This is a genomic window from Aliiroseovarius halocynthiae, assembly GCF_007004645.1.
Taxonomy (GTDB): Bacteria; Pseudomonadota; Alphaproteobacteria; order Rhodobacterales; family Rhodobacteraceae; genus Aliiroseovarius; species Aliiroseovarius halocynthiae.
Genome location: NZ_ML660024.1, coordinates 135,999 through 159,040, shown reverse-complemented (window position 1 = coordinate 159,040; position 23,042 = coordinate 135,999). Strand labels below are relative to the sequence as shown.

The 23,042-nt window shown below is 54.7% G+C and carries 22 protein-coding genes and 1 pseudogene; 12 read left to right on the top strand and 11 right to left on the bottom strand.

Features of this window, described 5'->3' with window-relative positions; genetic code table 11:
* Nucleotides 1-148 precede the first annotated feature (148 nt).
* Genes FIL88_RS14000 through FIL88_RS13985 form a run of 4 tightly spaced genes read right to left on the bottom strand, consistent with a single transcriptional unit; the run spans nt 149 to nt 4,833 of the window.
* Entirely contained in the window at nt 149-1,567 is a 1,419-nt protein-coding gene (locus tag FIL88_RS14000; protein WP_142854499.1) for an ABC transporter ATP-binding protein, read from the bottom strand.
* Nucleotides 1,564-2,367 (bottom strand): ABC transporter permease, encoded by an 804-nt coding sequence (locus FIL88_RS13995; RefSeq protein WP_142854498.1) that lies wholly within the window; start codon nt 2,365-2,367, stop codon nt 1,564-1,566. The genes FIL88_RS14000 and FIL88_RS13995 overlap by 4 nt, the downstream gene beginning before the upstream one ends.
* Nucleotides 2,367-3,305, bottom strand: coding sequence for an ABC transporter permease (locus tag FIL88_RS13990; protein ID WP_142854497.1), 939 nt, complete (start codon nt 3,303-3,305; stop codon nt 2,367-2,369). Before FIL88_RS13990 ends, FIL88_RS13995 begins: the two co-directional genes overlap by 1 nt.
* 7 nt (nt 3,306-3,312) lie before the next feature.
* A complete protein-coding gene (locus FIL88_RS13985) occupies nt 3,313-4,833 on the bottom strand; it encodes an ABC transporter substrate-binding protein (protein WP_142854496.1) in 1,521 nt (506 codons plus the stop codon).
* A 244-nt stretch (nt 4,834-5,077) separates the two neighbouring features.
* On the opposite strand from FIL88_RS13985, the gene FIL88_RS13980 reads away from it, so the two are divergent.
* Together FIL88_RS13980 and FIL88_RS17135 are read left to right on the top strand one after the other, a co-directional pair.
* Nucleotides 5,078-5,746: an EamA family transporter gene (locus FIL88_RS13980; RefSeq protein ID WP_142854495.1), complete on the top strand. Its 669-nt coding sequence runs from the start codon at nt 5,078-5,080 to the stop codon at nt 5,744-5,746.
* Between the two features lie 17 nt (nt 5,747-5,763).
* The gene (locus FIL88_RS17135; protein ID WP_142854494.1) at nt 5,764-5,949 is read left to right on the top strand and encodes a hypothetical protein; all 186 of its coding nucleotides are present in this window, start codon (nt 5,764-5,766) and stop codon (nt 5,947-5,949) included.
* Between the two features lie 414 nt (nt 5,950-6,363).
* Here the strand turns inward: FIL88_RS17135 and FIL88_RS13970 are convergent, their stop codons facing one another.
* From FIL88_RS13970 to FIL88_RS13950, 5 genes are all read right to left on the bottom strand, one after another.
* On the bottom strand, nt 6,364-7,269 hold the full coding sequence (locus tag FIL88_RS13970) for an ABC transporter permease (RefSeq protein WP_185960958.1): 906 nt from the start codon (nt 7,267-7,269) through the stop codon (nt 6,364-6,366).
* A 50-nt stretch (nt 7,270-7,319) separates the two neighbouring features.
* A complete protein-coding gene (locus FIL88_RS13965) occupies nt 7,320-8,837 on the bottom strand; it encodes a sugar ABC transporter ATP-binding protein (RefSeq protein WP_142854492.1) in 1,518 nt (505 codons plus the stop codon).
* The gene (locus tag FIL88_RS13960; RefSeq protein ID WP_185960957.1) at nt 8,834-9,835 is read right to left on the bottom strand and encodes an ABC transporter permease; all 1,002 of its coding nucleotides are present in this window, start codon (nt 9,833-9,835) and stop codon (nt 8,834-8,836) included. Before FIL88_RS13960 ends, FIL88_RS13965 begins: the two co-directional genes overlap by 4 nt.
* Before the next feature lie 75 nt (nt 9,836-9,910).
* The gene (locus FIL88_RS13955; RefSeq protein WP_142854490.1) at nt 9,911-10,930 is read right to left on the bottom strand and encodes a sugar ABC transporter substrate-binding protein; all 1,020 of its coding nucleotides are present in this window, start codon (nt 10,928-10,930) and stop codon (nt 9,911-9,913) included.
* A 40-nt stretch (nt 10,931-10,970) separates the two neighbouring features.
* A complete protein-coding gene (locus FIL88_RS13950; protein WP_221931159.1) occupies nt 10,971-11,864 on the bottom strand; it encodes an SMP-30/gluconolactonase/LRE family protein in 894 nt (297 codons plus the stop codon).
* Between the two features lie 179 nt (nt 11,865-12,043).
* Between FIL88_RS13950 and FIL88_RS13945 the strand changes: the two genes are divergently transcribed.
* The 4 genes and pseudogenes from FIL88_RS13945 (at nt 12,044) to FIL88_RS16980 (ending at nt 14,845) form a co-directional block, all read left to right on the top strand.
* Nucleotides 12,044-13,270, top strand: coding sequence for a sensor histidine kinase (locus FIL88_RS13945; protein WP_185960956.1), 1,227 nt, complete (start codon nt 12,044-12,046; stop codon nt 13,268-13,270).
* Nucleotides 13,267-14,001 (top strand): response regulator transcription factor, encoded by a 735-nt coding sequence (locus FIL88_RS13940; RefSeq protein WP_142854488.1) that lies wholly within the window; start codon nt 13,267-13,269, stop codon nt 13,999-14,001. The genes FIL88_RS13945 and FIL88_RS13940 overlap by 4 nt, the downstream gene beginning before the upstream one ends.
* Before the next feature lie 11 nt (nt 14,002-14,012).
* A pseudogene (locus FIL88_RS16985) lies at nt 14,013-14,344 on the top strand (alcohol dehydrogenase catalytic domain-containing protein); the annotation flags it as partial.
* Nucleotides 14,345-14,359: 15 nt separating this feature from the next.
* On the top strand, nt 14,360-14,845 hold the full coding sequence (locus FIL88_RS16980) for an FAD-dependent monooxygenase (protein WP_246066730.1): 486 nt from the start codon (nt 14,360-14,362) through the stop codon (nt 14,843-14,845).
* Nucleotides 14,846-15,180: 335 nt separating this feature from the next.
* On the opposite strand, the gene FIL88_RS16745 is transcribed toward FIL88_RS16980, so the two are convergent.
* Nucleotides 15,181-15,381, bottom strand: a complete 201-nt coding sequence (locus FIL88_RS16745; RefSeq protein WP_185960955.1) for a hypothetical protein — start codon at nt 15,379-15,381, stop codon at nt 15,181-15,183.
* 295 nt (nt 15,382-15,676) lie between these two features.
* Complete coding sequence (locus FIL88_RS13930) at nt 15,677-16,441, bottom strand: helix-turn-helix domain-containing protein (RefSeq protein WP_142854487.1); 765 nt, start codon at nt 16,439-16,441, stop codon at nt 15,677-15,679.
* A 522-nt stretch (nt 16,442-16,963) separates the two neighbouring features.
* On the opposite strand from FIL88_RS13930, the gene FIL88_RS13925 reads away from it, so the two are divergent.
* The 6 genes from FIL88_RS13925 (at nt 16,964) to FIL88_RS13900 (ending at nt 23,040) form a co-directional block, all read left to right on the top strand.
* On the top strand, nt 16,964-17,995 hold the full coding sequence (locus tag FIL88_RS13925) for a LacI family DNA-binding transcriptional regulator (protein ID WP_142854486.1): 1,032 nt from the start codon (nt 16,964-16,966) through the stop codon (nt 17,993-17,995).
* A gap of 117 nt (nt 17,996-18,112) precedes the next feature.
* On the top strand, nt 18,113-19,417 hold the full coding sequence (locus FIL88_RS13920) for an ABC transporter substrate-binding protein (RefSeq protein ID WP_142854485.1): 1,305 nt from the start codon (nt 18,113-18,115) through the stop codon (nt 19,415-19,417).
* Nucleotides 19,418-19,534: 117 nt separating this feature from the next.
* A complete protein-coding gene (locus FIL88_RS13915) occupies nt 19,535-20,413 on the top strand; it encodes a carbohydrate ABC transporter permease (protein ID WP_142854484.1) in 879 nt (292 codons plus the stop codon).
* A 12-nt stretch (nt 20,414-20,425) separates the two neighbouring features.
* Nucleotides 20,426-21,256 carry a carbohydrate ABC transporter permease gene (locus FIL88_RS13910; RefSeq protein ID WP_142854483.1) on the top strand — a complete coding sequence of 277 codons (831 nt, stop codon included), beginning with the start codon at nt 20,426-20,428 and terminating at the stop codon, nt 21,254-21,256.
* A 9-nt stretch (nt 21,257-21,265) separates the two neighbouring features.
* Complete coding sequence (locus FIL88_RS13905) at nt 21,266-22,270, top strand: ABC transporter ATP-binding protein (RefSeq protein ID WP_142854482.1); 1,005 nt, start codon at nt 21,266-21,268, stop codon at nt 22,268-22,270.
* Complete coding sequence (locus FIL88_RS13900) at nt 22,267-23,040, top strand: L-iditol 2-dehydrogenase (protein WP_142854481.1); 774 nt, start codon at nt 22,267-22,269, stop codon at nt 23,038-23,040. Before FIL88_RS13905 ends, FIL88_RS13900 begins: the two co-directional genes overlap by 4 nt.
* The last annotated feature ends 2 nt before the right edge of the window (nt 23,041-23,042 follow it).

Here is a 23,042-nt window from a genome sequence, read left to right as displayed (position 1 = left end):
AGCAGCAAAGGGAAACTTCTAAGCCCTCGGCTCAGAGCCCATGGTGATTCAGGCTGCGCCGATGTCTGAATTTGATGTCACAGCGGCCATTGAATGCCGGAATGCGCGAGCGTCATCAGGTATCACCGTTCTCCATTCCGTACTGGCTTTATAGCCTGACCAGCATTCCATCTTTGGCCAACGCATAGATATGATCCGCACGTTTACGTAAAATCTCCTTGTCATGAGAGATCAGCAATACGGCGGCGTCATGTTCGGTCGCATAGTCGGTGATAATGTCGATGGCCAATCGCTGAATTGACATATCCAGACGTGATGAAGGTTCATCGCACACCAGAAAATGGGGCCGAGCCAGTATGGATCGGACAATGGCTAGCCTTTGCAACTCTCCACCGCTGACTTGGTCAGGCCTGCGATTGAGCAGCACATCTTCTAGTTTGAGGCGAGACATCAACTCGGACTTTAAGTGCCTTCCGTCGGCAACCGGGGTCAGCTTTTCAAACACATCGCCAAGGATCAAGTTGGGCGGGAACGAGCAGAGAGGGTTCTGGAATAGCTTTTGAAACTTGGGTCTGTGCTGGTGAATGAGTGCCCGTGTGACCGGAGCGCCAAACCATTCCACGGCCCCTTTTGTTGGCGAATGCAGGCCGAGGCACATGTCTGCCAATGTGGATTTACCCACTCCGCTAGGGCCGTAGAGCCCAACGATCTGGCCACCGCAGAAATCTATGCTGGCATTGTTGATTAGATCAGTATCTTTCGCGAACCTGAAACTTACGTCCTTTAGGCTTAGAATGGGTTTGGTTTTTTGCTCCCGTCTGTTGGGATGATCTGGCCAGTTTTCGGGTGCGTTTTGGATCAGCGTTTTAGCCTCCGCGTTTTGAGGTGTGCGAAGGATTTCATCAGGCATACCGCGCTCAACAACACTACCTTGATCAAAAACGATCACTTCATCTGCAAGTGCGCGCGCCACATCCAGATCATGGGTAATAACGATTAATCCACGTCCAGTTGCCTTGATCATTTTGAATAGATTGATGACGCGTGTTTTGTTATCGGTGTCGAGGCCTTTGGTCGGCTCATCTGCCACGACAAAGCTGGCCCGCGCCGCCAGAGCCATCGCAATCATCACCCGTTGTTGCATCCCGCCAGAAAGCTGTTCTGGGAATTTCGCAAGGTCTGGCTTGTTCAGACCAACCTGCTTGAAAAGGCAACCTGGGCTGGGACAAGAACAGGCTGGGTCACGCCGCCAGTACAGGATTTCATCCAATTGCTGTCCAACTTCCATCGTCGGATCAAGCGCAACGGCGGGTTCTTGCGGCAGAACGAAGACATGATCATGCCAAAGCGGCACTGGATGTCTTTGACCGTCCAAAAATATCTCTCCCGAGACGTTCAATTCGTGCATTTGCAGCCCTGACAAAGCCGCAGCAAACAGGGACTTTCCAGATCCAGATCGGCCAATGACACAACTGGTTTTGCCCTGCTCAAACTGCAGGTGGCTCACACTAACGGAAAGCTGCCCTGCCGTTCCGGTCAGGTTTTGAATTTCGATGCGATGGGTCATCCCAGCCCAACCTTCGCTTTGGGTATGGAGTGTGACAGGATAAGCAATGCCAGAACGATCCAGATGATCGCCAGAACAGGTGCTGCAAGCTGCACTGGGGCAAGTTGCCAATAGATGCGCAGGTCGTTGATCATCATGCCCCACTCGGCCTGCGGCGGGGAGATGCCGATGCCCAAAAAACCCAATGTAGCTATCGACAACACGATCCGCCCCACAGAGATAGCTCCCAACGACAGAAGATACGGCAACATGACAGGCAGGACCTGCAGTCGGAAAATCGTCAGGCCGCTGGCCCCGGCCAGCTTTGACGCGAGCACATGATCGCTGCGCATGAGTTGCGCACCGATCGCATAGGACAGACGAAAGTATTCAGGCCACGCAACCAGCCAAAGCAAAAAGACGATGACCAGCGCACCGCCGCCCAGCACATCGGCAAGCAGGATCGTCACCAGCAATCCGGGCAGCGCATAAACGGCGTCGGAAAACATCATCAGGCCTGTCGAAATCGCACCGCCAAACCACATGGCAATGCCCGCCAATGCGCAGCCCATCGTCAGGTTGAACAATATGACACTAATTGCGATCCCTGCCGAATATCGCGCGCCATGTAAAACCCGCGCAAGAACGTCCCGGCCCAATTGATCGGTTCCCAACCAGTGACCCTGAGAAGGTGCCTTGAGGGACATCAACAGGTTCTGAGCATCAGGATCGACAGTATACAGCAACGGCCCGAATGCCGCCGCCAGACAAAATGCCAACGTCAGCCCAATGCCCAATGGACATGCACCCGACCTTTGCATCAGTGTGCCTTTTGGCGATACACGCGCCACGTTATAAGATCGCTGAGCGTTGTGCAGCCCAGATAAAAAAGGACCAACGCAAGGACGAGCCCTTGCATAAGCGGAATATCCAGAGCTTTCACCGCGCTGATCAAAGCCCAGCCAAGGCCGTGATAGTTGAACACCGTTTCAATGACGATCACGTCGTAAATCAGAAACATAAAGACCACTGGCAGGTAATTTAGCATCGGTCTGAGCGCGTTTTTGACTCCGTGCCGCCAGAACAATTGGCGTTCGGGAACACCGCGCATCAAAGCGAATTGCATATAAGGCTGATTGCGTACATCAATGACAGCCGCGCGTATAACCCGGCTAAGTGATCCGGAGACTGATATAGATATGGTCAGGATCATCACCCAAAGGCGGGCCCAACCAGATGTGCCGCTGAGTGTTGCAAGCCCCAGCTCGACCACAAAAAACTGGATCATGACGATAGCCACGAGAAATGAAGGTATGGTGGTGACGGCAGCGCTAAAAATCGTCAGCGCCGTATCGAGCCTGCTGCCAGCAAAACGACCGCAGACATAGCCGATTGGAACCGCCAACCCAACACCCGCAATAAACCCCCAGAAGACAGTGCGCATGGAATTGATGCCGTGGTGGGCAATATCCTGAAGCACTTCGCGCCCCGTAGTAAGCGACCTGCCAAAATCGAAACGCAATGCACGCGCCAGCCAATCAACGTATTGTGCAATCACAGGCCGATCCAACCCATAAGATTGGCTGACTACATCGGCCAGTTGCTGATTGGGTTCTGCGCCGGAAAACCGAGCCGCCGCGATTTGCAGGGCAAGGTTTTCCGGCAAAAGATGCACTGCCCAAAACGAACAGGTTGCGACAAGCAACGTGATCGTCAAAATGAGCAGTGCTTTTCTTGCCAGGAGTTCAGCAAGGGTCATAGGGTGATTACTCGGCCCAGGTCAGACGGTTGAGGCCGAAATCGCGCTCGTAAACGTCGAACTTGAAGTTCGCCACCGCATCGGAAACCGCATAAACATCATCATACCATGTCACGGTCACCATTGGGTGTTCTTCGTGGATCATCCCAACCATATCGGTGCGAAGCTGCGCCAGTTGGTCTGGGTCAACGGCTCTTTGGTATGTTTCAACCAATGCGTCGAACTCAGCGTTGTTCCAGTTCATGGAGCCCCAGAAACCACCGCCCTGATAGAAGTTTTCAGCCAGCGCGCCGATCGGATCAGGGACATAAACGAAGCTGTCAGAGACCATACCGGCCTCCAACGTTCCATCTGTGTGGCCGTCTGAAATGAGCGTCCAGTCACCGGCGCGCATCGTGACTTCGATACCGACCACTTTTAGCATATCTTGAATCGCAACACCGATCACCGGCAGTTCTGGGCGTGAATCATAGGTGCGCATTTCAATCGAGAAACGCTCACCATTGCGGGTTAGAATGCCGTCTTCCCCTTTTTCGAAACCGGCTTCTGCCAGAAGCTCAGCCGCTCTCGCGGGGTCATAGGCAAACGGTGCGAGATCGGTATCGTGCCAAGCGGGCAAACTGGCTGGGAACAACTGGGTTGCGGCGGTATCAGGATTTCCAACAATGGATGCTGCAATCCCATTCCGATCAATCGCATAGCTGATAGCCTGACGCACGGCGACCTCATTCAGCGGCGCGATGCCGCCGTTCAGTTTCAGCGCACGCACCCGGGGGATGGCCTGAATATTCACATCCACATTCTCAGCCCCAGTAAGCATCTGGGTGGCTGTCACGGGCAGACTGAAAGCAAATTCGACCTCTCCCGCTTGTGCCATCGCCTGACGGGCCTGCGCATCTGGCACAAACAGGTATTCCACTTTGCTGATTGTGGCCTGAGTGCCCCAATAATCGGCATTGGCAGACAGTTTCAGCATTGTTGGGTCTGACGCATCTTTAACGGCAAAAGGCCCGGTGCCTGCTACGCTGTCTGACGGTTCATCGTTCAGGTTTTCAGCAGAAATGATGCCAGTATTCCAATCGGCAAGGATCGCAGGCAGGATGGAATATGGGCGCTCCAAAGTGATGATAACTTCGTCACCTTCTGACGCAATGCTCGCAACAGGCGCGATCCGCAAGGAACTCTGTTCGCGGAACTTTGTCAGGTTCGCGGCTACGGTTTCTGCCGTGAGTGGGCTGCCATCGTGGAAGGTGACGCCAGAGCGAATTTTGAAGCGCCACTCATCCAGGCTGTCGTTGGATGTCCAGCTTTCGGCAAGCAAGCCAACAATGTCGCCTTCCTCGGTGGGCATGGTCAGCGTTTCGACCACGCCGGTACGCGACAATGCGGTGCTTGCAGATGGGATCAGCGCGCCGATTTTCCACGGTGACGCGATGCGGATGGTATCATCCGCAGGGCTGGCAAGAACAGGTGCTGCGGACATTAGGGTCGTTCCGCTGGCCACGGCGGCAAGAATATGACGTTTCATCGAGTGATCTCCTCAGGCTTGTGTGACCAATTAACGAAACCGCCAAGCCTCAATCACCAGAACGGTGGCGTTGGCCAGCACGTACCTCGAGGGGAAGACGACGCATCGCGTCTTGATCGTTTTGTGATTGAGCTGGCACATCATCGAATGATAGCTGACGACACGCCATTACTTGATATTTTTAGTAAGGTAAATATGAATCCACCTATTACCACCTAAGCTGGCAACAGGGTCGAGACACTCTATGAAGGTCACCCAGACCCGGCATCGCTCAGCTCATCGTGCAATCCCTGCGATGATTGGGGCCGCAGCACTGATCGCAATGACATCTGTCACCGGCAAGTCTCTTGGCGTCGGAATTGGAGGAGCGAGTGCGCTGCATCCGTTACAAGTAAGCGCGGGTCGCTTCGTCTTTGCAGTGCTGGCTCTTGCCGCCTGTGTTGCTGTTGTGCCAAGAGCGCGCCCGGATTTTAAGGGAGCAAACTGGCGGCTACATTTCCTGCGTTCAGCCTGCGGCTGGTCCGGTGTAACGGCAACGTTTGCGGCGGTTGCCCAAATGCCCGTGGCAGAAGCAACAGCAATCAGTTTTCTCAGTCCAATTGTGGCTCTGGCCTTGGCTGCCTTGCTTTTGAACGAACATGTCGGGCTGCGTAAAATATTTGCGTCCTGTTTCGCACTGATCGTGCCTGCCTTGATCTTACGCACAGGCACAGAAGCCTTTCAGATCGCCGGTCTATTTGCACTTCTTGCTGCTGCCTTGATGGGGTTAGAAGCCATCTTTACCAAGAGTCTAACGGGCAGCGAACCTCCGATGCGCATCCTAATCGTAAATAATCTGCTCGGAAGCCTGATCGCTGTGACTGCCGCTGCGTTTGTCTGGGTGGCCCCTACAACTTTCAATGGGGGCTGCTGATCATACTTGGCGTCGTAATGGTTCTGGGCCAATCCCTATTCATTCAGGCGATGAAGCGAGGCGAGGCAAGCCTTGTCATGCCTGCATTCTACTTTGTTCTAGTGTTCGCCGCACTCTACGATTTCGCTCTCTTCGGGGTCTGGCCCAGCGATGATCATCTTCAGCGCAGTTTTTCTCAGCCGTGTGAAGCCATGACCCCCTAAGCAGACATTGGCGCAGCCGTAGCATTTTCAAAGTAGGGTGAAGATCCAGAAGCAGCCACCAGGACCTGCTTTAGAAGGCGATAGCGTGTCCCGATCAGAGATCTTAGATTGTGCAAGATACCAGACGATGTAGGGCAGGGGCCTTTGCAAAAACCCGCCTTGGTCTGAAATTTTCATTGGAAAGGTAAAGTAGTGGCCCAAAAGGCAACTTACTTGGCGATCAAAAGTAAGTGTGAGGCGACACATAGTTTTGCCATTCCGAGTTCCCTAAGTCCTTGATTGTGCGATATCGAGCTTTTGAGAAACGCACCAGATCCTCTTCCCGCAAGCGGACATTTGTGCCAGAGGCGCCTTTTTGTAATCTCGATTGTATGTTTCGCAGCCAGTGTTTTTCGCCGTGGTGAAAACTTGGCACTACCGCCCTGATTTCACCCTCTGCGCCCATTCAGAGACCGCGAGGGCCGCGACAATTATGACGCCCTTCACCATCAATTGCTGATCGACAGGAACATTCAGAATATTCAAACCATTGTTGATCACACCGAGCAGCAGAACGCCGAAGACCGTTCTTATAACCGAACCTTTGCCGCCCATCAGGCTGGTTCCGCCCAAAACCACCGCGGCAATGACATCAAGTTCGACGCCAAATTCTCCATAAGTTGCAGACGCCGTGTGGACCTGGCTTGACAACAACATACCAGCGACCGCCGCCCCCATGCCGCTTAGGACATAGACCATGCATACTGTTTTCGTGACCGACCGACCGGATAGGAAAACAGCACGCATGTTGTCACCGATCGAGGAGATCATAAGACCAAACGACGTTCGTTTTTCGACCGAAAACATCAATGCAGCCAAACCAAAGAAGATCCAGACGGACACCGGAAGCTCCAGTATTCGGCCATTGCCCAAGAATGTGTAAAATGGCTCATCGCGCACTTGGTGCAGGTCCGGCCCGCCCATCAGCAACGCAAACCCGCGCACGATCGATAACATTCCAAGTGTGACAATAATCGGGGGCAGCCCAAAGGCCGCAATCGCAAATCCATTGATCGTTCCGACAACCATACCGACACTGAGCCCGAACAAGATCGCAAAACCAACCGGAAGCCCTGTCCCGTAATACACCGCATAGGCCGCAAGCCCCGCCAACGCCATGACGGGTCCGACAGACAGGTCAATACCGCCCGTCATAATCACATAGGTCATGAAAATCGCCATAATCCCAGTCAGGGCGACTTGGCGTAAAATACCGCTGAGATTACCGAAGGACAGAAAGGCAGGCTCTGCGATTGTGAAAATGATACAAAGCAAAGCCATCGCAATCGGGAGCGCGAGGTCCGCAAGGTTTCTTTGAAGTTTAAGCATTATCATGCGCTTTCTCCCCCGCCAATCGCGTGAATGAGCAGGTCATTTGTGACCTCGCCCGCGTCGAATTCTGTCGTAATCTCCCCGTTGGAAAAGACCAGTATCCGGTCTGCGATTGTCATAACTTCCTCCAGATCGGACGAGACCACGATCACCGCGGCCCCCTCGTCGCGCAGCTTTCGGATGATGGCATAGATCTCGGCCTTGGCGCCCACGTCGACGCCCACTGTGGGCTCATCGAGGATCAGCACCTCGGGGTCTTTTTCGATCCATTTGCCCAGCAAAACCTTCTGCTGGTTGCCGCCGCTCATCTGGCCCACAACCTTGGCCGGATCCGGCGGCAGGATGTTGAGAGAGGTGATCTGCCGCGTGCACATGGCATCCATATCCTTGCGCATCAGAACACCACGATTGGTCACCTCGACAAGCGACGGGATGACGGTGTTTTCGAATGTTGTGTGCGACAGGCACAGCCCCTCGGTATGGCGGTCCTCGGGAACAAGGCAGATGCCATTGGCAATCGCCTCCGCGGGAGAGCCGAATGTCTTTACCCCGCCCTTGCTGATGATTGTACCCGACGTGGGTTTGTCATCTCCGAACAGGCATTTCACGACTTCGGACCGGCGTGACCCGATCAGCCCGGCAAAGCACAGGATCTCCCCTGCGTTCACCTCAAAGGTGACATCGTGGAAAACCCCCTGCTTGCTAAGCTTGTCGGTCGCTAGTTTGACTGTGCCGGTGCCGCGCGGGCGTCGCTCTGACGTGACCGCTGCGCGGCTCGCCTCGCCCAGTGCCTCACCGACCATCAGGTTCACCAGCTTGGGGCGGTCGATGTCGGCCTCGGGGCCGGTCCAAGCCATAGTGCCATCGCGCAAAATCGTGATGTCATCGCAAATCTGGAAAACCTCATCCAACACATGCGAGATATAGACCACACCCTTATTGGCCGCTGTTAGCTTGCGGATCGTGGTGTGCAAATTACTGACCTCAGACAGGCTCAGCCACGCGGTCGGCTCATCCATCAGGATTACATCGGCATTGGCGACCAGCGCCTTCAGGATCTCGACCTCTTTCTGTTTCACCGGCGTCAGGGTCGACACAAGCACGTCTGGGTCCACATGGATGCCAAAATCATCCATAATCTCTTGCAGCTGCACCCGCTGTGCCTTGTGGCTGACCAATCCCAACCGCCCGCGCATTTCGCGCCCCAAGAAGACGTTTTCGATCACCGACAAGGTCGCAACGAGGCTTGAGTGTTGGTAGATACACGCCACACCTAACGCGCGCATCAGCGCAGGATCGGCTTTGTGTACTTCTTTACCGCGCACATGCACCGATCCGCTCGACGGGGCGTGCGCACCGGTGATCACCTTGATCAACGTCGATTTCCCCGCACCGTTCGACCCAACAAAGCCGATGACCTTGCCGGCCGTCACGGCGATGGAGGCTGATTTCAGCGCAACAAAATTGCCGAATCTCTTGGAAACCTCGCGGGTTTCCAGCAAAATTTCACCGCTCATTGCCCTGCTCCCCTGCGAATCGCATCATAGCCGACCGCGGCCAATAGGATCGCTCCCGTCAGCATTTGTTGTACGAATTGCGAGATCCCCATCAGCGTCAATCCGATCAGGACCACACCAAGGAAGAACGCCCCAAGCACCGGGCCCAGCACATTCCCCTGCCCGCCCAAAAGGCGCGTGCCCCCGATGACGGCGGCCGCGATGGCCGTTAGCTCCATTCCGATGCCCAACGCCTCGGTCGAGGTCGTCAGTCGCGCCACCAAAAGCACCGCAGCAATCCCCGCCAGAAACCCTGACATGGCATAGGCCGACACTTCGATCATCCGCACCCGCAACCCGGCAAGGCGTGCGGCCTCTTTATTACCGCCCGTGGCCTTGAGGGCGGTGCCATAGGGCGTCTTGGCCAACAAAACATATAGGAACACCATCACCACCAGCAGGACCAAAAAGGATGCTGGTATCCACGGTGTGGTGATGAAGGCATCAAGGCCGAACCAAGCGCCTACGTCATAGTATTCGTTAAACCAGGCAAGGGACGGATCGCGCAGCGGCGTTGTCGCAAGTTCAGGGTACAACTGGCGCCCCGAAATCGCGTAAACCAACCCGCGATACCCCGCCAATGTCGCAAGCGTCGCCACGAATGGCTGTAAGCTGAGTATGACAATGAAAAGTCCGTTCAACGTCCCTGCAAGCGTTGCCGCAGCAATCGCCAGGATGATTGCAATCCAGCCCGGCAGTTCGAAAATCAAAATCGCGTCGAAAACGACCATGCCGGCCAGCGCTAGGATAGAGCCAATGCTCAGGTCGATCCCTCGCGCCATGATCGGGAACATCTGGCCCAATGCGACGATCGCAATAAAAGAATAACCGACGAGAATATTCTCAACATTTGTCGCCGTCGCAAAATTGCGCGCAAAGAAGCAAAAAAACAGTGTCATGACGACAAAGAAGGCGATCAGCCCACCGTTTGGAACACGCGCCGCAATTTTACTGATCATAGCCATTCACCCTTTTCATGCTTTTAGGACAGACAAGGTACAAAACCCCTGCCTGTCCAATTGTCTGCGCGCGCTTTACCAGCGCTGAGCTTCTTGGATACCGCCGACGTTCTCGGCTGTCGCAATGATGTATGGCATCAACAACGTCCCCTGCGACTGGAAGTCCCGTGCTGAGATACCGCCAGTGGCCATGACTGTCGCGGCAGAGGCAGCGAAGCGGCCCTGCTGATAGACGTCTGTGTACTGCGTGCCTGTCAGCTCGCCGGCTTCAATGGATTCAAGGGCGTCGCGTTCGCCATCGTTTCCGAAGATCGTCATCTGATCGAGGATGCCTTTTTGCTTGGCAACGTCCACAGCGCCCAAGGCCATGGAATCGTTTACGCCATAGACGCCCGTAACGTTCGGGTTAGAGGCAAGCACGGTATTCAACGCATCCTGCGCCTTTTGGCGGGACCATTCTGCGTTCACGTCTGCGACGATGCTGATCCCAGGGTGGTACTCCGCCATGCCCTCGACGAACCCATTTGTGCGCTGATCGCGAATGATGATGCCCGGAGGCGCGTTCATAATTGCGACCTCACCGGTTCCACCCATTTTCTCGCCCATGACACGTGCGATTTCTTTGGCACCGAAATAGTGGTTCATTTCCACGTGCGCGGCGTGTTCTTCGGTCGCGTCGATGTTCAAAGTGATCACCGAAATTCCGCGCCGCTTGGCGGATGCAATCGACGGTGCAAGAGCGACCGAGTCAATGGGCTGCAAGAAGATGACACTGGCCCCATCGTTGATCAATGTATCCATCAGGCTAACCTGCACCTCGACCTTGTTCTGACCGTCAAGCAGCTGGTAATCAAAGATTTCTTGTGCGTTCAAAACCTCCTCAATGCCTTTGCTCCACGCGTTTGGAACTGTGTGGGGCTGCCACTGGATAAAGGCCATCTTTTGTTTGGCGTGGCCATCGGCCTTCGCGGCGCCCGATGTTTTTGTCAACGGCAGCCCGGGCGCCACAGCGCTGGCTCCCATCACCGCACTTCCTAATGCCATCGATTTCAGAAAATGACGGCGGCTTTCGTCCGATTTGGTATCTTCAGTCATGTTGGTGTCCTCCCTAGGATCTTAGTTCATTTACGTGATATCAAGTAAATTCAGCCCCACGTACGGCTACATCGATCGCGTAAAGCGATGTTGTTGCGGTTATAAATAGACGTCGCCCATCGGGCCCGCCGAATGTCAGATTTGCGGTCACTTCAGGGACGGCGATATGCCCAAGATGTGTGCCGTCAGCTGCGATTATCTCAACACCGCGACCGGACGAGCACCAAAGGTTATCAAATTCATCGACACGCATTCCGTCAGGAACACGGTGTTCAATCACATGAAACACCCGTTGGTTTTCTAATCTCCGCCCATTCACAACATCGAAGGCGAGCACGTGATGATACCCGTCTTCAAAATGCGACTTGCTCGAATCTGCGACATAGAGCGTCTTCTCATCAACCGAAAAGGCCAGACCATTGGGCATCTTCATCGTGTCACAGACCATTTCACAGGCGCCGGTCACCGGATCAATCCGAAAGACATAGCAACCGTCCTGCTCTGACGGGCGGGCGCGCCCTTCATGATCGCTCAGAATGCCATAGGTCGGGTCGGTAAACCAAACCGCGCCGTCACTTGCGACAACGACATCATTGGGCGAATTCAACCGTTTGCCTTGGAACATCGACGCAAGAACCGTCTGCGTGCCGTCCTCTTCAACACGCACAACCGAATTGGTCAGATGCTGGCAAGAAACCCGCCGCCCATCAGGGGTGCGCGTATTGCCATTGGTATAGTTGCTGTCGGCGTCGATCACCGTGACCACCCCTTTGGCACCACAGGCAAGCAACCGGTGATTGGGGATGTCCGAGAAGATCAATGTGTCTGTCTTGGGGAAATAGACTGGGCCTTCGGTCCAGATCGCACCGGTGTAGAGCTGGCAAAGCTGCGCACCTTCAACGAACAGCTTCGCGACTGATGGGTGTGATGGCACACATGTTGATGCAACTAAACTCAAGATGCCCCTCCCAGAACATGTCCTTTCGACCTGTACGAGCGTAAAGAACATCCACTGCAGAGACATGTGACAAGTAACGTTCATTTTGCGGGAACCCGCAAAGTTTTTGCGCATACCTCTTTTTCGAAATCGCAAAAGGTATGCTACTGAGCTGTATGTCTGATCTCATTTCCAACTGTACGTTGACCGTAACCGAAATTTTAGGCGTTGCGACGGCCGTTGCTGGACGATGGGAGCTGGGTGAAGTCATTCAATCCGTGTCGGGTGATGTCGCGACGTTCCTCACCCACGATCATTTTGACGCGGCAATCTTGCTCGAGGATAAAAAATCTCTTTCGACTTATGAGACGGGCCTCGAAACCCAATGGGGCGGGACCACACGTTTGGTCGAGGCGAGCCCAATACGCGCGATTTTCAACAATGCCGCAGAGTACATCGTCTCTGAAGATGCGCAGACTGATCCTCAGTTTCAGCATCCCGGAATGTACACAGCCCCAATCTTTGAAGCGAACTTGCGCGCGCGCTTGCACGTCGCAATGGTTATTTCCGGAGAAGTGATCGGGGCCCTGTCATTTTCGCGGAACACCGCGACACCCTACACCAAGAACGACATCGCCAATTGCCTTGTCGTGAGCCGGATCATCAGCCCCTACGTGCACGGATTGCTGCAATCTGATCGTACTGACGACGCAAAACTGGATGCTGCGCGCCAAGCGGCCTTACGCGAAGGGCTACGCCGCGGCGCGCGCGAACTCACCGGCGAGCTGGAAAAAAGCCAGGCGCAAATGGGCATGAACCTACACGACCAAACGCTTGCAGACCTGTCCCGCATTTCGCGGACAATCGACGATCGGACGGAACTTAACGCGGAAGAATTGAACGTCCTACGGTCAGACGTATCATCCTGCCTGACGGAACTGCGCCGGATCGTGAACGAGCTGCGGCCGTCAGTGCTGGAACTTTTCGGCCTCGCCGAGGCCCTGCGCCAATTGGTTGAAAAGGAAAACGCCTTGCGCCCTGACATCGAAGTCACCTTCGTTGATCAACTGCCCGACAACGACGCGCACCATGATGAGGATGTTGAATTCGGATTCTTCCGGATCGCTCAAGAGGCCATTCACAACGCGTTCAAACACTCGAACGCAAGCCATATCGACGTCGAACTGACCTTCCATGATGACACGATGGTCGTATCCGTGCGCGACAACGGCTGTGGAATTGAAGAAATACATTCCAAAAATCGAGGAGGTATTTTCAACATGAAAACCCGTGCGGCGCTGTTCGGCGCGCAATTTGAAATCCGGCCGGTCAGCCCATCAGGCACGCTTATCTATCTCGCCTCGCCACTCAAAATCAGCGCTGATGAAAAGGTGTCCGCATGACCAGCCATATCTTAATCGTTGAAGATGACGAACTTCACCGTCGGTTCCTGCGCGACATGCTCCCTGAAAGTGACCTTGGCGAGGTGGATGTCACTGAAGCGCAATCTGGTGAAGAGGCGATCAATCTTATCAAAAGCCGACACTTCGATAACGTCGTACTTGATTTGCAGATGCCAGGGAAAAGCGGTGTTGATGTCGCGCGGGCTGTTTGGGCCAAGAACTCAACGACACCCATCCTATTCTGGTCAAACCACGCAGACGAAGCCTATGCACGCGGCATCTACCGTGTTGCACCAAAAGAAGCGAACTATGGCTACTTGCTGAAGTCGACCTCAAGTCAGCGGCTGAAAAGCACAATTTCCGGCGTCTTTCGTGACGGGCAAACAATCGTGGACCGCGCGGTCAACTTCACGCAGCATTACCCAGCCAACAGCGCAGAACTGACCATCGCGGAATATGAAACTCTCGTCGATATCGCGATCGGATTAACGGATCACGCTGTCGCCGAATACCGCAGTATGTCGGTACGTTCTGTGCAAGGACGGATCAAGGGGATCTACGAGAAACTGACGCTCTCGGATGTAAGTACGCTTGACGGAGGTGCCGCAGCTGTGAACCGGCGCACACGGGCCATCGCGCTTGCGCTGATCGGGCGCAAGATCAACTCAAAAATCCTTGAAATGGCCGAGAAAGACCTTCGGGCCCGCGGCAAGGGTCACTACCTTGATTAACACGGCCGCACTTGACCCTTAAATTAACTGATCACACGATCCGTCAGGGAGACACCAATGACCCAAATGGATGCCCACTCTGCCGGGCAACTTACATTTGGTGCCTAAGAACGGCCGAGCAAATCGGTCGACCTGTACGGATCAAAATCGGGCAAATCGGCATTTGCGGAATCGATTATCACATCTACGGTGGCCAGCAGCCGTTCCTGGCCTACCCGCGGGTGATGGGCCACGAACTGTCGGGGATTTGGTCGTGGTCAATCCGTATCTCTCATGCGGGACGTGTCATGCTTGCACGCAAGGAAAGCCCAACTGCTGTGAAAACATCGCAGTGCTGGGGGGCCATACGGATGGGGGTATGTGCGAAGAAATCTCTGTCCCTCAAGGCAATCTTTATCCGGCCGACGGCCTTTCAGAGACAGCGGCAGCAATGGTCGAATTTCTGGCGATTGGGGCCCATGGCGTGCGGAGGGCGAAACTGTGCAAGGGATCAGACGTGCTTGTGGTTGGGGCCGGACCTATCGGGATCGGCGCGGCGCTTTTTGCGTCTATCGACGGGGCGAACGTCACGTTGCGCGACAGCGCACAAGATCGTCTAGATCTGGCCAAAACCATTCTGTCAAACGCCCGCGTTGAGCTGCTGGGCTCAGAAGAACAACGCGGTTACGAAACGGCCTTTGACGCCACGGGCAACATCACTGCCATGAATGCGAGGCTGAATTGGTTGGCGCAGCGGCACCCACGTCTTGTTGTCCGTCGCCAAAGACGATTTGCGATTTGCCGATCCCGAATTTCACAAACGAGAAACCACATTGATCGCCAGTCGCAACGCATTGGTCGATGACTTCGAACATATCATGGCACAGATGCGCGCAGGGGCGGTGCCCATCGATGCTCTCATCACCCATGAAACCACACTGGCGGGCGCAGCAACCGATCTACCCAAATGGGCCGCGGACCGCGTAACACATTGATAAAGGCGATGATCCGAGTCTAATCCCCAACACCCATTTTACAGTTCGGCACCTCGCGGTCTCTTCAGACCCATGCGGATCTGTTATTCGCCCAAGCCGAGCCAGCGCGAAGCGTGACAGTAGTCCAGTCTTCCGGCGATCCGGTCCGCGCCTAACGGCTCCGCGCACTTGCAGACCCCGACGGCTATCCGGTGCGCTAGCGGCTTCAGGAGAGGCAAACCATCGACATCGAGCTGCGTTGCAAGTCCGGAAGACGCATGCTCTTCACGGCCACCGATTGGGACGAGATCGTGTGGACCGGCACCACCCAGGCCGAGATCATCCTGTCCAGCGCCGGTGACAGCGGCTTTGCCCCCAAACGGTGGACACGACCTTGCGCGCGCGCCATCGTGTCAGTTGATGGCAAGGCAATACAGGAGTATTTCAGTTCATTTTGTCATCCAGATTCCAACTGTCAAGTTGACTTGGCTCGCTGTAGTGCGCTTGCAGCGAATGGCCGCAAAGCGTGCTGCAGTCGCAGCATCTTGAAAGATCGATGAATGGCAGGTTTGGGCCGTCTGCCACGGACGGCGCAGCCCCCGGATACGAGATGCTGCGCTGCCTCCGAGGTCGGCAGTGAGTCCGTTTACCCGTTGCTGCACAACGTATGAACGGCCTGTTTAGAGATATCGCTTCAAGGCGCATTCAATCACCTTTATGGGTTATGGTTCGGTGGTCTTTGTGTTGGCAGAGGCTTGACTGGCAAGCCATTGGCTTGGATTTTTGCCTGAAACACGCAGGAATTCTCGGTTGAAGTTCGATTTAGTGTTGAAGCCAGACGACAACATCGCGTTGGTAATATTTTTCCCAGCCAGAAGGCGATCTTGGGCTGCTTTGATGCGTGCCACGTTGATGTAGCGTGAGACGTTTCCCCCAGTGCTCTGGTTGATCGCAGAGGACAATTGTTTAGCGGGAACAAGAAATCTACGTGATAGCAAAGGCAGGGTCAGATCTGGGTTTAGATAAAGTTGTTGGGTTGTCATCAAAGCATCTAGCTTACCTATGATTTCAATGTCCTGATCTGACACGGGCAACTCTGTTGTGTCGTCAGTTTGGGTTGTTTCATTCTCAAGTGCGGTGGGCAGGCTAAGCCGGCCTACAATCAATAGCATTGTGCTTGAATAGATACTGATAATCCATGGCTGCAGGTATGATGCATCCATCATTTGTGCCGCGACAATGAGAGCATCACTGAGTGCTGCAGCGATCAACGCAGCTCCGATGACTTTCCAGATATGGCTGGGAATATCCCCTGCACCCAAGCGCATGCGCGGCATCGCGTCCGTAGCTTGCAGGCTGACCAAAGCACAAACTGGGCCTAATATATTTAGGTAATCTACTTTGATAAAATACCGTACAGCGGTCGTTTGGAATGCGACCCACGCCATTGGGGGAACCAAGGTCGCCGTAACCGGCTGGATAACCATGAACCCTGGCGCGCGTTAATGTTGCGCGAGCGAAATGATGACCCCCTGAACCGCACGGATGCCCAAAAGCACAACCAAAGACCCATAGGCGCTGACGTCAGACACTGCAGCATTAGACTCCGTCTCTGGATGTCGGCTTTGGGCCGAAGTTTTCACAATCCACGCGATCTGTTTCCGGTCCAACTATGACGGTTGGGTCAGTTTCGTGTGACGTTCGACAATAAGGTGTGGAACGTCACAAACCTTTGTCTCTTTTGATAGCCATATCTTCAAGAAAGTAGAAAATCACGTCATGCAATTCTGGCCCAAACGTCAAGCATTTCTGACCCAAATTGAAAAGCGGCTGTTCGCAAAGGCTGTGGCGAAGTTCCGGAGCGAGCCCAAAGTGACGGATGTTGTGCGTTGCGCGGATGTCGCCTCTGGGCAAACGCCTCGTCAACTGACTGCTGCTCAAAACAACTTATTTGATTTTTCCCGCGCGATAAGAAATTGTAAACTTCAGGTAAGTTTGAGGTGCATTGGATGAGCGGTCGGAAGATTAGGAACATGGAAGAGTTTGCTGCGGTCAGTGGCATCTCGCGACCGACTGTATCGAAATACTTCAATGATCCCGAAAGCGTGCGAGCATCCACGCGTGAGAAAATCGAACGGGCCCTGAAAGAGCACGACTATCGCCCAAACATCTTTGCGATGAACCAAAATAGAAAGCTGACCAAAAATCTGGGGATCGTGGTGCCATATCTGGCCGATCCGTTTTTTGCCGAAATCGCCCGACGGATTGAGGATATGGTCATTTCGGCAGGTTTCCGTCCGATCCTTCTAAGCTCTCATGGTGACGCAAAGCTTGAGGTTGAGAATCTGGACTCGTTGTTGTCGATTAAACCGGCGGGCGTACTTCTGGCGCCTCTTGGGCGGATTTCTGATACCGCTGCAATCGAACGGTTTTGCCGCGAAGTGCCCACGGTAAACTTTGACGCAAATATCGACGGGGCAGGCGAAGCTTTTGTTGGACACAACAATACTCAGGCCACCGAGATGATGTTGAAGTACCTCACAAGAACAGGTGAACCCCCTGCGTTCTTCGAGATGAAGTCGCCACCAAACCCCAACGCCAACAAGCGGCGAACGGCATATTTGGAAACCATGGAGCGCATGGGCCACACACCGCATGTGATACAAGCTGCCGGCGAAGGGTGGGAAATCGAAGAAATCGGATATCGTGAAGGCACGCGCGTCTTGTCTGAAGGTTCGCTTCCGTCGCGTACTGTCTTCTGCAGCAACGACCGATTGGCCATAGGGTTCCTCGCGGCGGCTTACGAAGCGGGGTTCAAGGTTGGCTTAGGAGATGATTGCACCCTGCGTGTGGCGGGCCATGATAACCACCCGTTTTCCAGATACACCTGCCCGACACTGACGACGGTTTCCCATAACTATTCGGCGATCGCGACAAAAAGCGTCGAGACAATACTGGCGATGATCGAATCGGGCGTGCGTGCGCCGGAGCGCAAATCGACGCTGTTTGACGGAGAACTGATAATGCGTGCGTCGGCATAAGTAATTGTTTTTGCGCGATACCAACAATAAAATTTACGCGCGTAAAATTTAAGATTGACGAAGCGGAAGTCTGGACTCTATGCTCGTGGCATAATTTACATTCCGTGGGAGGAACCAATGAAACTTTCTAACGCACTGCGTGCGGCTACGGCGTTGTCTGTGATGACCACAGGTGCCGCCTTTGCTGACACGATTACGATCGCCACAGTTAATAACGGCGATATGATCCGAATGCAGGGTTATACCGACGATTTCACCGCCAAGACCGGTCACGACGTTGAATGGGTGACGCTTGAAGAAAACGTTCTTCGTCAGCGTGTGACGACCGACATCACCACCAAAGGCGGCGCGTTCGACATCATGACCATCGGGATGTACGAAACGCCGATCTGGGGTGCCAATGGCTGGCTAGTTCCGCTTGATAACCTGTCGGCTGAATACGACGCCGGTGACATTCTTCCTGCGATGGCCGGTGGCCTTTCACATGAAGGCACTTTGTATGCTGCACCGTTTTATGGTGAAAGCTCGATGATCATGTATCGCACCGACCTGATGGAAAAGGCAGGCATGCAGATGCCGGACGCACCGACTTGGGACTTCATTCGTGAAGCCGCAGCTGCCATGACCGACCGCGACAACGAAATCAACGGGATTTGCCTGCGCGGCAAGGCCGGTTGGGGTGAAGGCGGTGCTTTCATCACAGCTATGTCGAACTCGTTCGGTGCACGCTGGTTCGATATGGAATGGAACGCACAGTTCGACACTGATGCTTGGGCCAACACCCTGAATTTCTACAAAGGAATGATGGATGAAAGCGGTCCGGCTGGCTACGCGACCAACGGTTTCAACGAAAACCTGTCGCTGTTCCAGCAAGGCAAGTGTGGCATGTGGATCGACGCGACTGTTGCAGCATCGTTCGTGACCAACCCCAGTGACTCGACCGTTGCCGACAGCGTTGGTTTCGCGCTGGCACCGGATACCGGGCTGGGCAAACGCTCGAACTGGCTGTGGGCATGGGCCCTTGCCATTCCGGCGGGCACGCAGAAACAAGATGCAGCTACTCAGTTCATCGAGTGGGCGACGTCTAAAGACTATATCGAGCTGGTTGCCGCCAAAGAAGGCTGGGCAAATGTACCTCCGGGCGCGCGCACCTCGCTGTACGAGAACGAAAACTACAAGTCGGTTCCTTTCGCTCAAATGACCTTGGACTCAATCCTGTCGGCTGATCCGAATAACTCGACCGTCGAACCGTCGCCCTATGTGGGCATTCAGTTCGCCGCCATCCCTGAATTCGCTGGCATTGCCACTGAAGTGAGCCAGGAATTCTCGGCCGCCTATGCAGGCCAGCAGAGCGTCGAAGAGGCTCTGGCCAAAGCACAGGCGATCACAAACGACGCCATGGAGGCTGCGGGATACCGCTAGGCCCAATTGGCAAGACTGCGAGGGGCGGCTGACTGCGCCGCCCCTCGACCCCTAACCCAAACCAAAATAGCTTTACCTCGTTAAAGGCGGCTTGCCCGTCAACGAAGGAGATGTGTCATGGCGACCCAGCACTCACGATCAGCAGCCAGACTTATGATGGCACCTGCAGTGATCCTGCTTCTAGGATGGATGCTTGTACCACTGACGATGACGCTGTTTTTTTCATTCAAGAAATACCTGCCACTGCGCGGGGATTCAGTAGCCAATGGTTTGGAGTGGGTGGGCTTTGCGAACTATGCCCGTTTTCTAAGCTCAAGTTCCTTTTGGCCAAGTGTCCAAGCGACGTTGATCATTGTCGGGGGCGTCTTGGTGATCACCATCGTCTTCGGGATCTTGCTGGCGATTCTTCTGGATCAGCCGATGTGGGGTCAGGGCGTTGTGCGCATTATGGTGATTGCACCATTTTTCGTAATGCCCACGGTTTCGGCGCTGGTCTGGAAAAACATGTTCATGGATCCGACAAACGGCATCCTTGCACACCTTTGGAAGGCCTTTGGCGCAGAGCCCGTGCAATGGCTAAGCCAAGCGTCCCTTCCGTCGCTTATCCTGATCGTATCATGGCAATGGCTGCCATTCGCGACGCTTATCCTACTGACCGCCATCCAATCGCTGGACAGCGAACAGCTTGAAGCCGCCGAGATGGACGGCGCACCGGTTCTAAAGCGCTTTTGGTTCATCATTCTGCCGCATCTGTCGCGCGCCATCACAATTGTGATCCTGATCCAAACGATCTTTCTTTTGGCCATCTTCGCCGAAATCTTCGTGACGACCGGCGGTGCATTCGGCACCAAGACACTCTCTTACCTGATCTTCCAGCGTGTGTTGGAAAGCCAGAACGTGGGCCTTGGGTCCGCAGGGGGCGTCTACGCAATCATTCTCGCCAATATCCTCGCCGTCTTGTTGATGCGCGTCGTTGGCAAAAACCTGGACGCATAGGAGGGGCACATCATGGCACGCGCAGCGACAACACAACGCAAAGCTCTGAACACGGCCCTGGCTTGGCTGATCGGTTTCCTAATTTTCTTCCCGATCCTCTGGACGATCCTGACCAGCTTCAAAACTGAAGCTCAGGCCATCGCAAGCCCGCCGATCTTTTTGAACTTCGATTGGACCTTAGAGAACTATTCAGTGGTTCAGGAGCGGTCGGACTATATGCGGTTCCTGTGGAACTCGATCATCCTTGCTGGCGGTTCGACCATTCTTGGAACGATGATCGCGATCCCCGCGGCTTGGTCCATGGCCTTCGTACCGTCGAAACGCACCAAGGACATTCTGCTGTGGATGCTGTCGACGAAAATGCTTCCGGCGGTTGGCGTTCTGTACCCCATCTACCTCTTGTTCATTCAGCTGGGGCTGCTGGATAGCCGCGCGGGTTTGGTCATCGTGCTGATGCTGATCAACCTGCCGATCATTGTCTGGATGCTTTACACCTATTTCCGCGAAATTCCGGGTGAAATTCTGGAAGCCGCGCGGATGGATGGGGCAACGTTGAAAGAAGAAATCCTCTATGTGCTTACGCCAATGGCAATACCCGGCATCGCCTCGACGCTTCTGCTGAATTTCATCCTCGCATGGAATGAAGCGTTCTGGACGCTGAACTTGACGGCCGTCGACGCCGCCCCGCTGACCGCGTTCATCGCCAGCTATTCCAGCCCCGAGGGCCTGTTCTTTGCGAAACTCAGCGCGGCCTCGACGATGGCCATCGCTCCAATCCTGATCCTTGGCTGGTTCAGTCAGAAACAACTTGTCCGCGGCTTGACCTTCGGCGCAGTGAAATAAGGAAAGATCATGGGACGTATTGTACTCGATCAAGTATCCAAAAGCTTCGGCGATGTGGAGGTCATTCCACCGCTGGACCTGACCATCGATGATGGTGAATTCACGGTATTCGTCGGCCCATCTGGCTGCGGTAAGTCCACGCTGCTTCGGCTGATCGCAGGGCTTGAGGACACCACAAGCGGGCACATCCGGATTGATGGAGAGGATGCTACCAATGTGCCACCTGCCAAACGCGGCCTTGCCATGGTGTTCCAGTCCTACGCGCTCTACCCGCATATGTCGGTGCGCAAGAACATCGCGTTTCCCATGCGCATGGCGAAGATGAGCCAAGAGGAACAGGACAAGCGCATCGAGGCGGCTGCCAAAGCGCTGAACCTGACCGACTATCTTGATCGGCGCCCCGGCCAGCTGTCAGGCGGCCAGCGTCAGCGCGTGGCAATTGGTCGGGCCATTGTGCGCGAGCCGTCTGCCTTCCTGTTTGACGAGCCGCTTTCGAACCTCGACGCCGCGTTGCGGGTTGGTATGCGCATGGAGATCTCGGAGCTTCACAAGAAGCTTGATACGACGATGATCTACGTGACCCACGATCAGGTCGAGGCCATGACCATGGCAGACAAGATTGTTGTGCTGCAGGCGGGTGTGATCGAACAAGTCGGAACACCGCTCGAGCTTTATCGCGCGCCACGCAATGTCTTTGTTGCAGGCTTCATTGGCAGCCCGAAGATGAACCTGATTGAAGGTGCCGAAGCTGCGAAACATGACGCGCATACGATTGGCATCCGCCCCGAGCATATCGATGTCTCGACAACGGAAGGTCTTTGGCAGGGCACCGTTGGTGTTGCTGAACATTTGGGATCTGACACCTTCATTCACATTCACGGCGTGCCTGGGTGCGAACCTATGACAGTCCGCACAGATGGCGAGTTCGGCGTGAAACATGGCGACACAGTTTACCTGACGCCGAACCTTGCACATCTGCACCGCTTTGACGCTGAGGGGCTGCGACTGGAATGAAACGACTTGCGGGCAAAACAGCGATGATTACGGGCGCTGCGCGCGGCATAGGGCTTGAATTTGCGAAGGCCTATGTTGCGGAAGGTGCTCAGGTTGCGATTGCCGATATCGACATGGCGCGCGCGCAAGCGGCTGCACAGGAACTGGGCAGCGCTGCGATTGCCATCGAAATGGATGTGACCCAGCAAGGCAGTATCGACACCGCAGTCGCACAGACAGCAGATCAGTTTGGCGGGATCGACATCTTGGTCAACAACGCAGCCATCTTTACAGCCGCCCCGATCGACGAGATCACCCGTGACGACTTCGACGCTGTTTTTGCCATCAACGTGTCCGGTGTGCTGTTCACCATGCAAGCCGTTGCCCGTCACATGATTGCCCGCGGCGAAGGCGGCAAGATCATCAACATGGCCAGCCAAGCGGGTCGGCGTGGTGAAGCACTGGTGGGCGTTTATTGCGCTTCGAAAGCCGCCGTCATCAGCCTGACCCAATCTGCGGGTCTCAACCTTATTCAGCACGGTATCAACGTAAATGCCATTGCGCCCGGCGTGGTCGATGGCGCGCATTGGGACGGTGTCGATGCCTTCTTCGCGAAGTACGAACGCAAGCCGCTTGGTCAGAAGAAGAAAGAGGTGGGTGACGCTGTGCCATTCGGGCGAATGGGCACCGCTCAGGATCTAACCGGAATGGCTGTTTTCCTCGCGACCAAAGAAGCTGACTACATCGTGGCCCAGACCATCGGTGTAGATGGTGGGAATTGGATGAGTTGAAG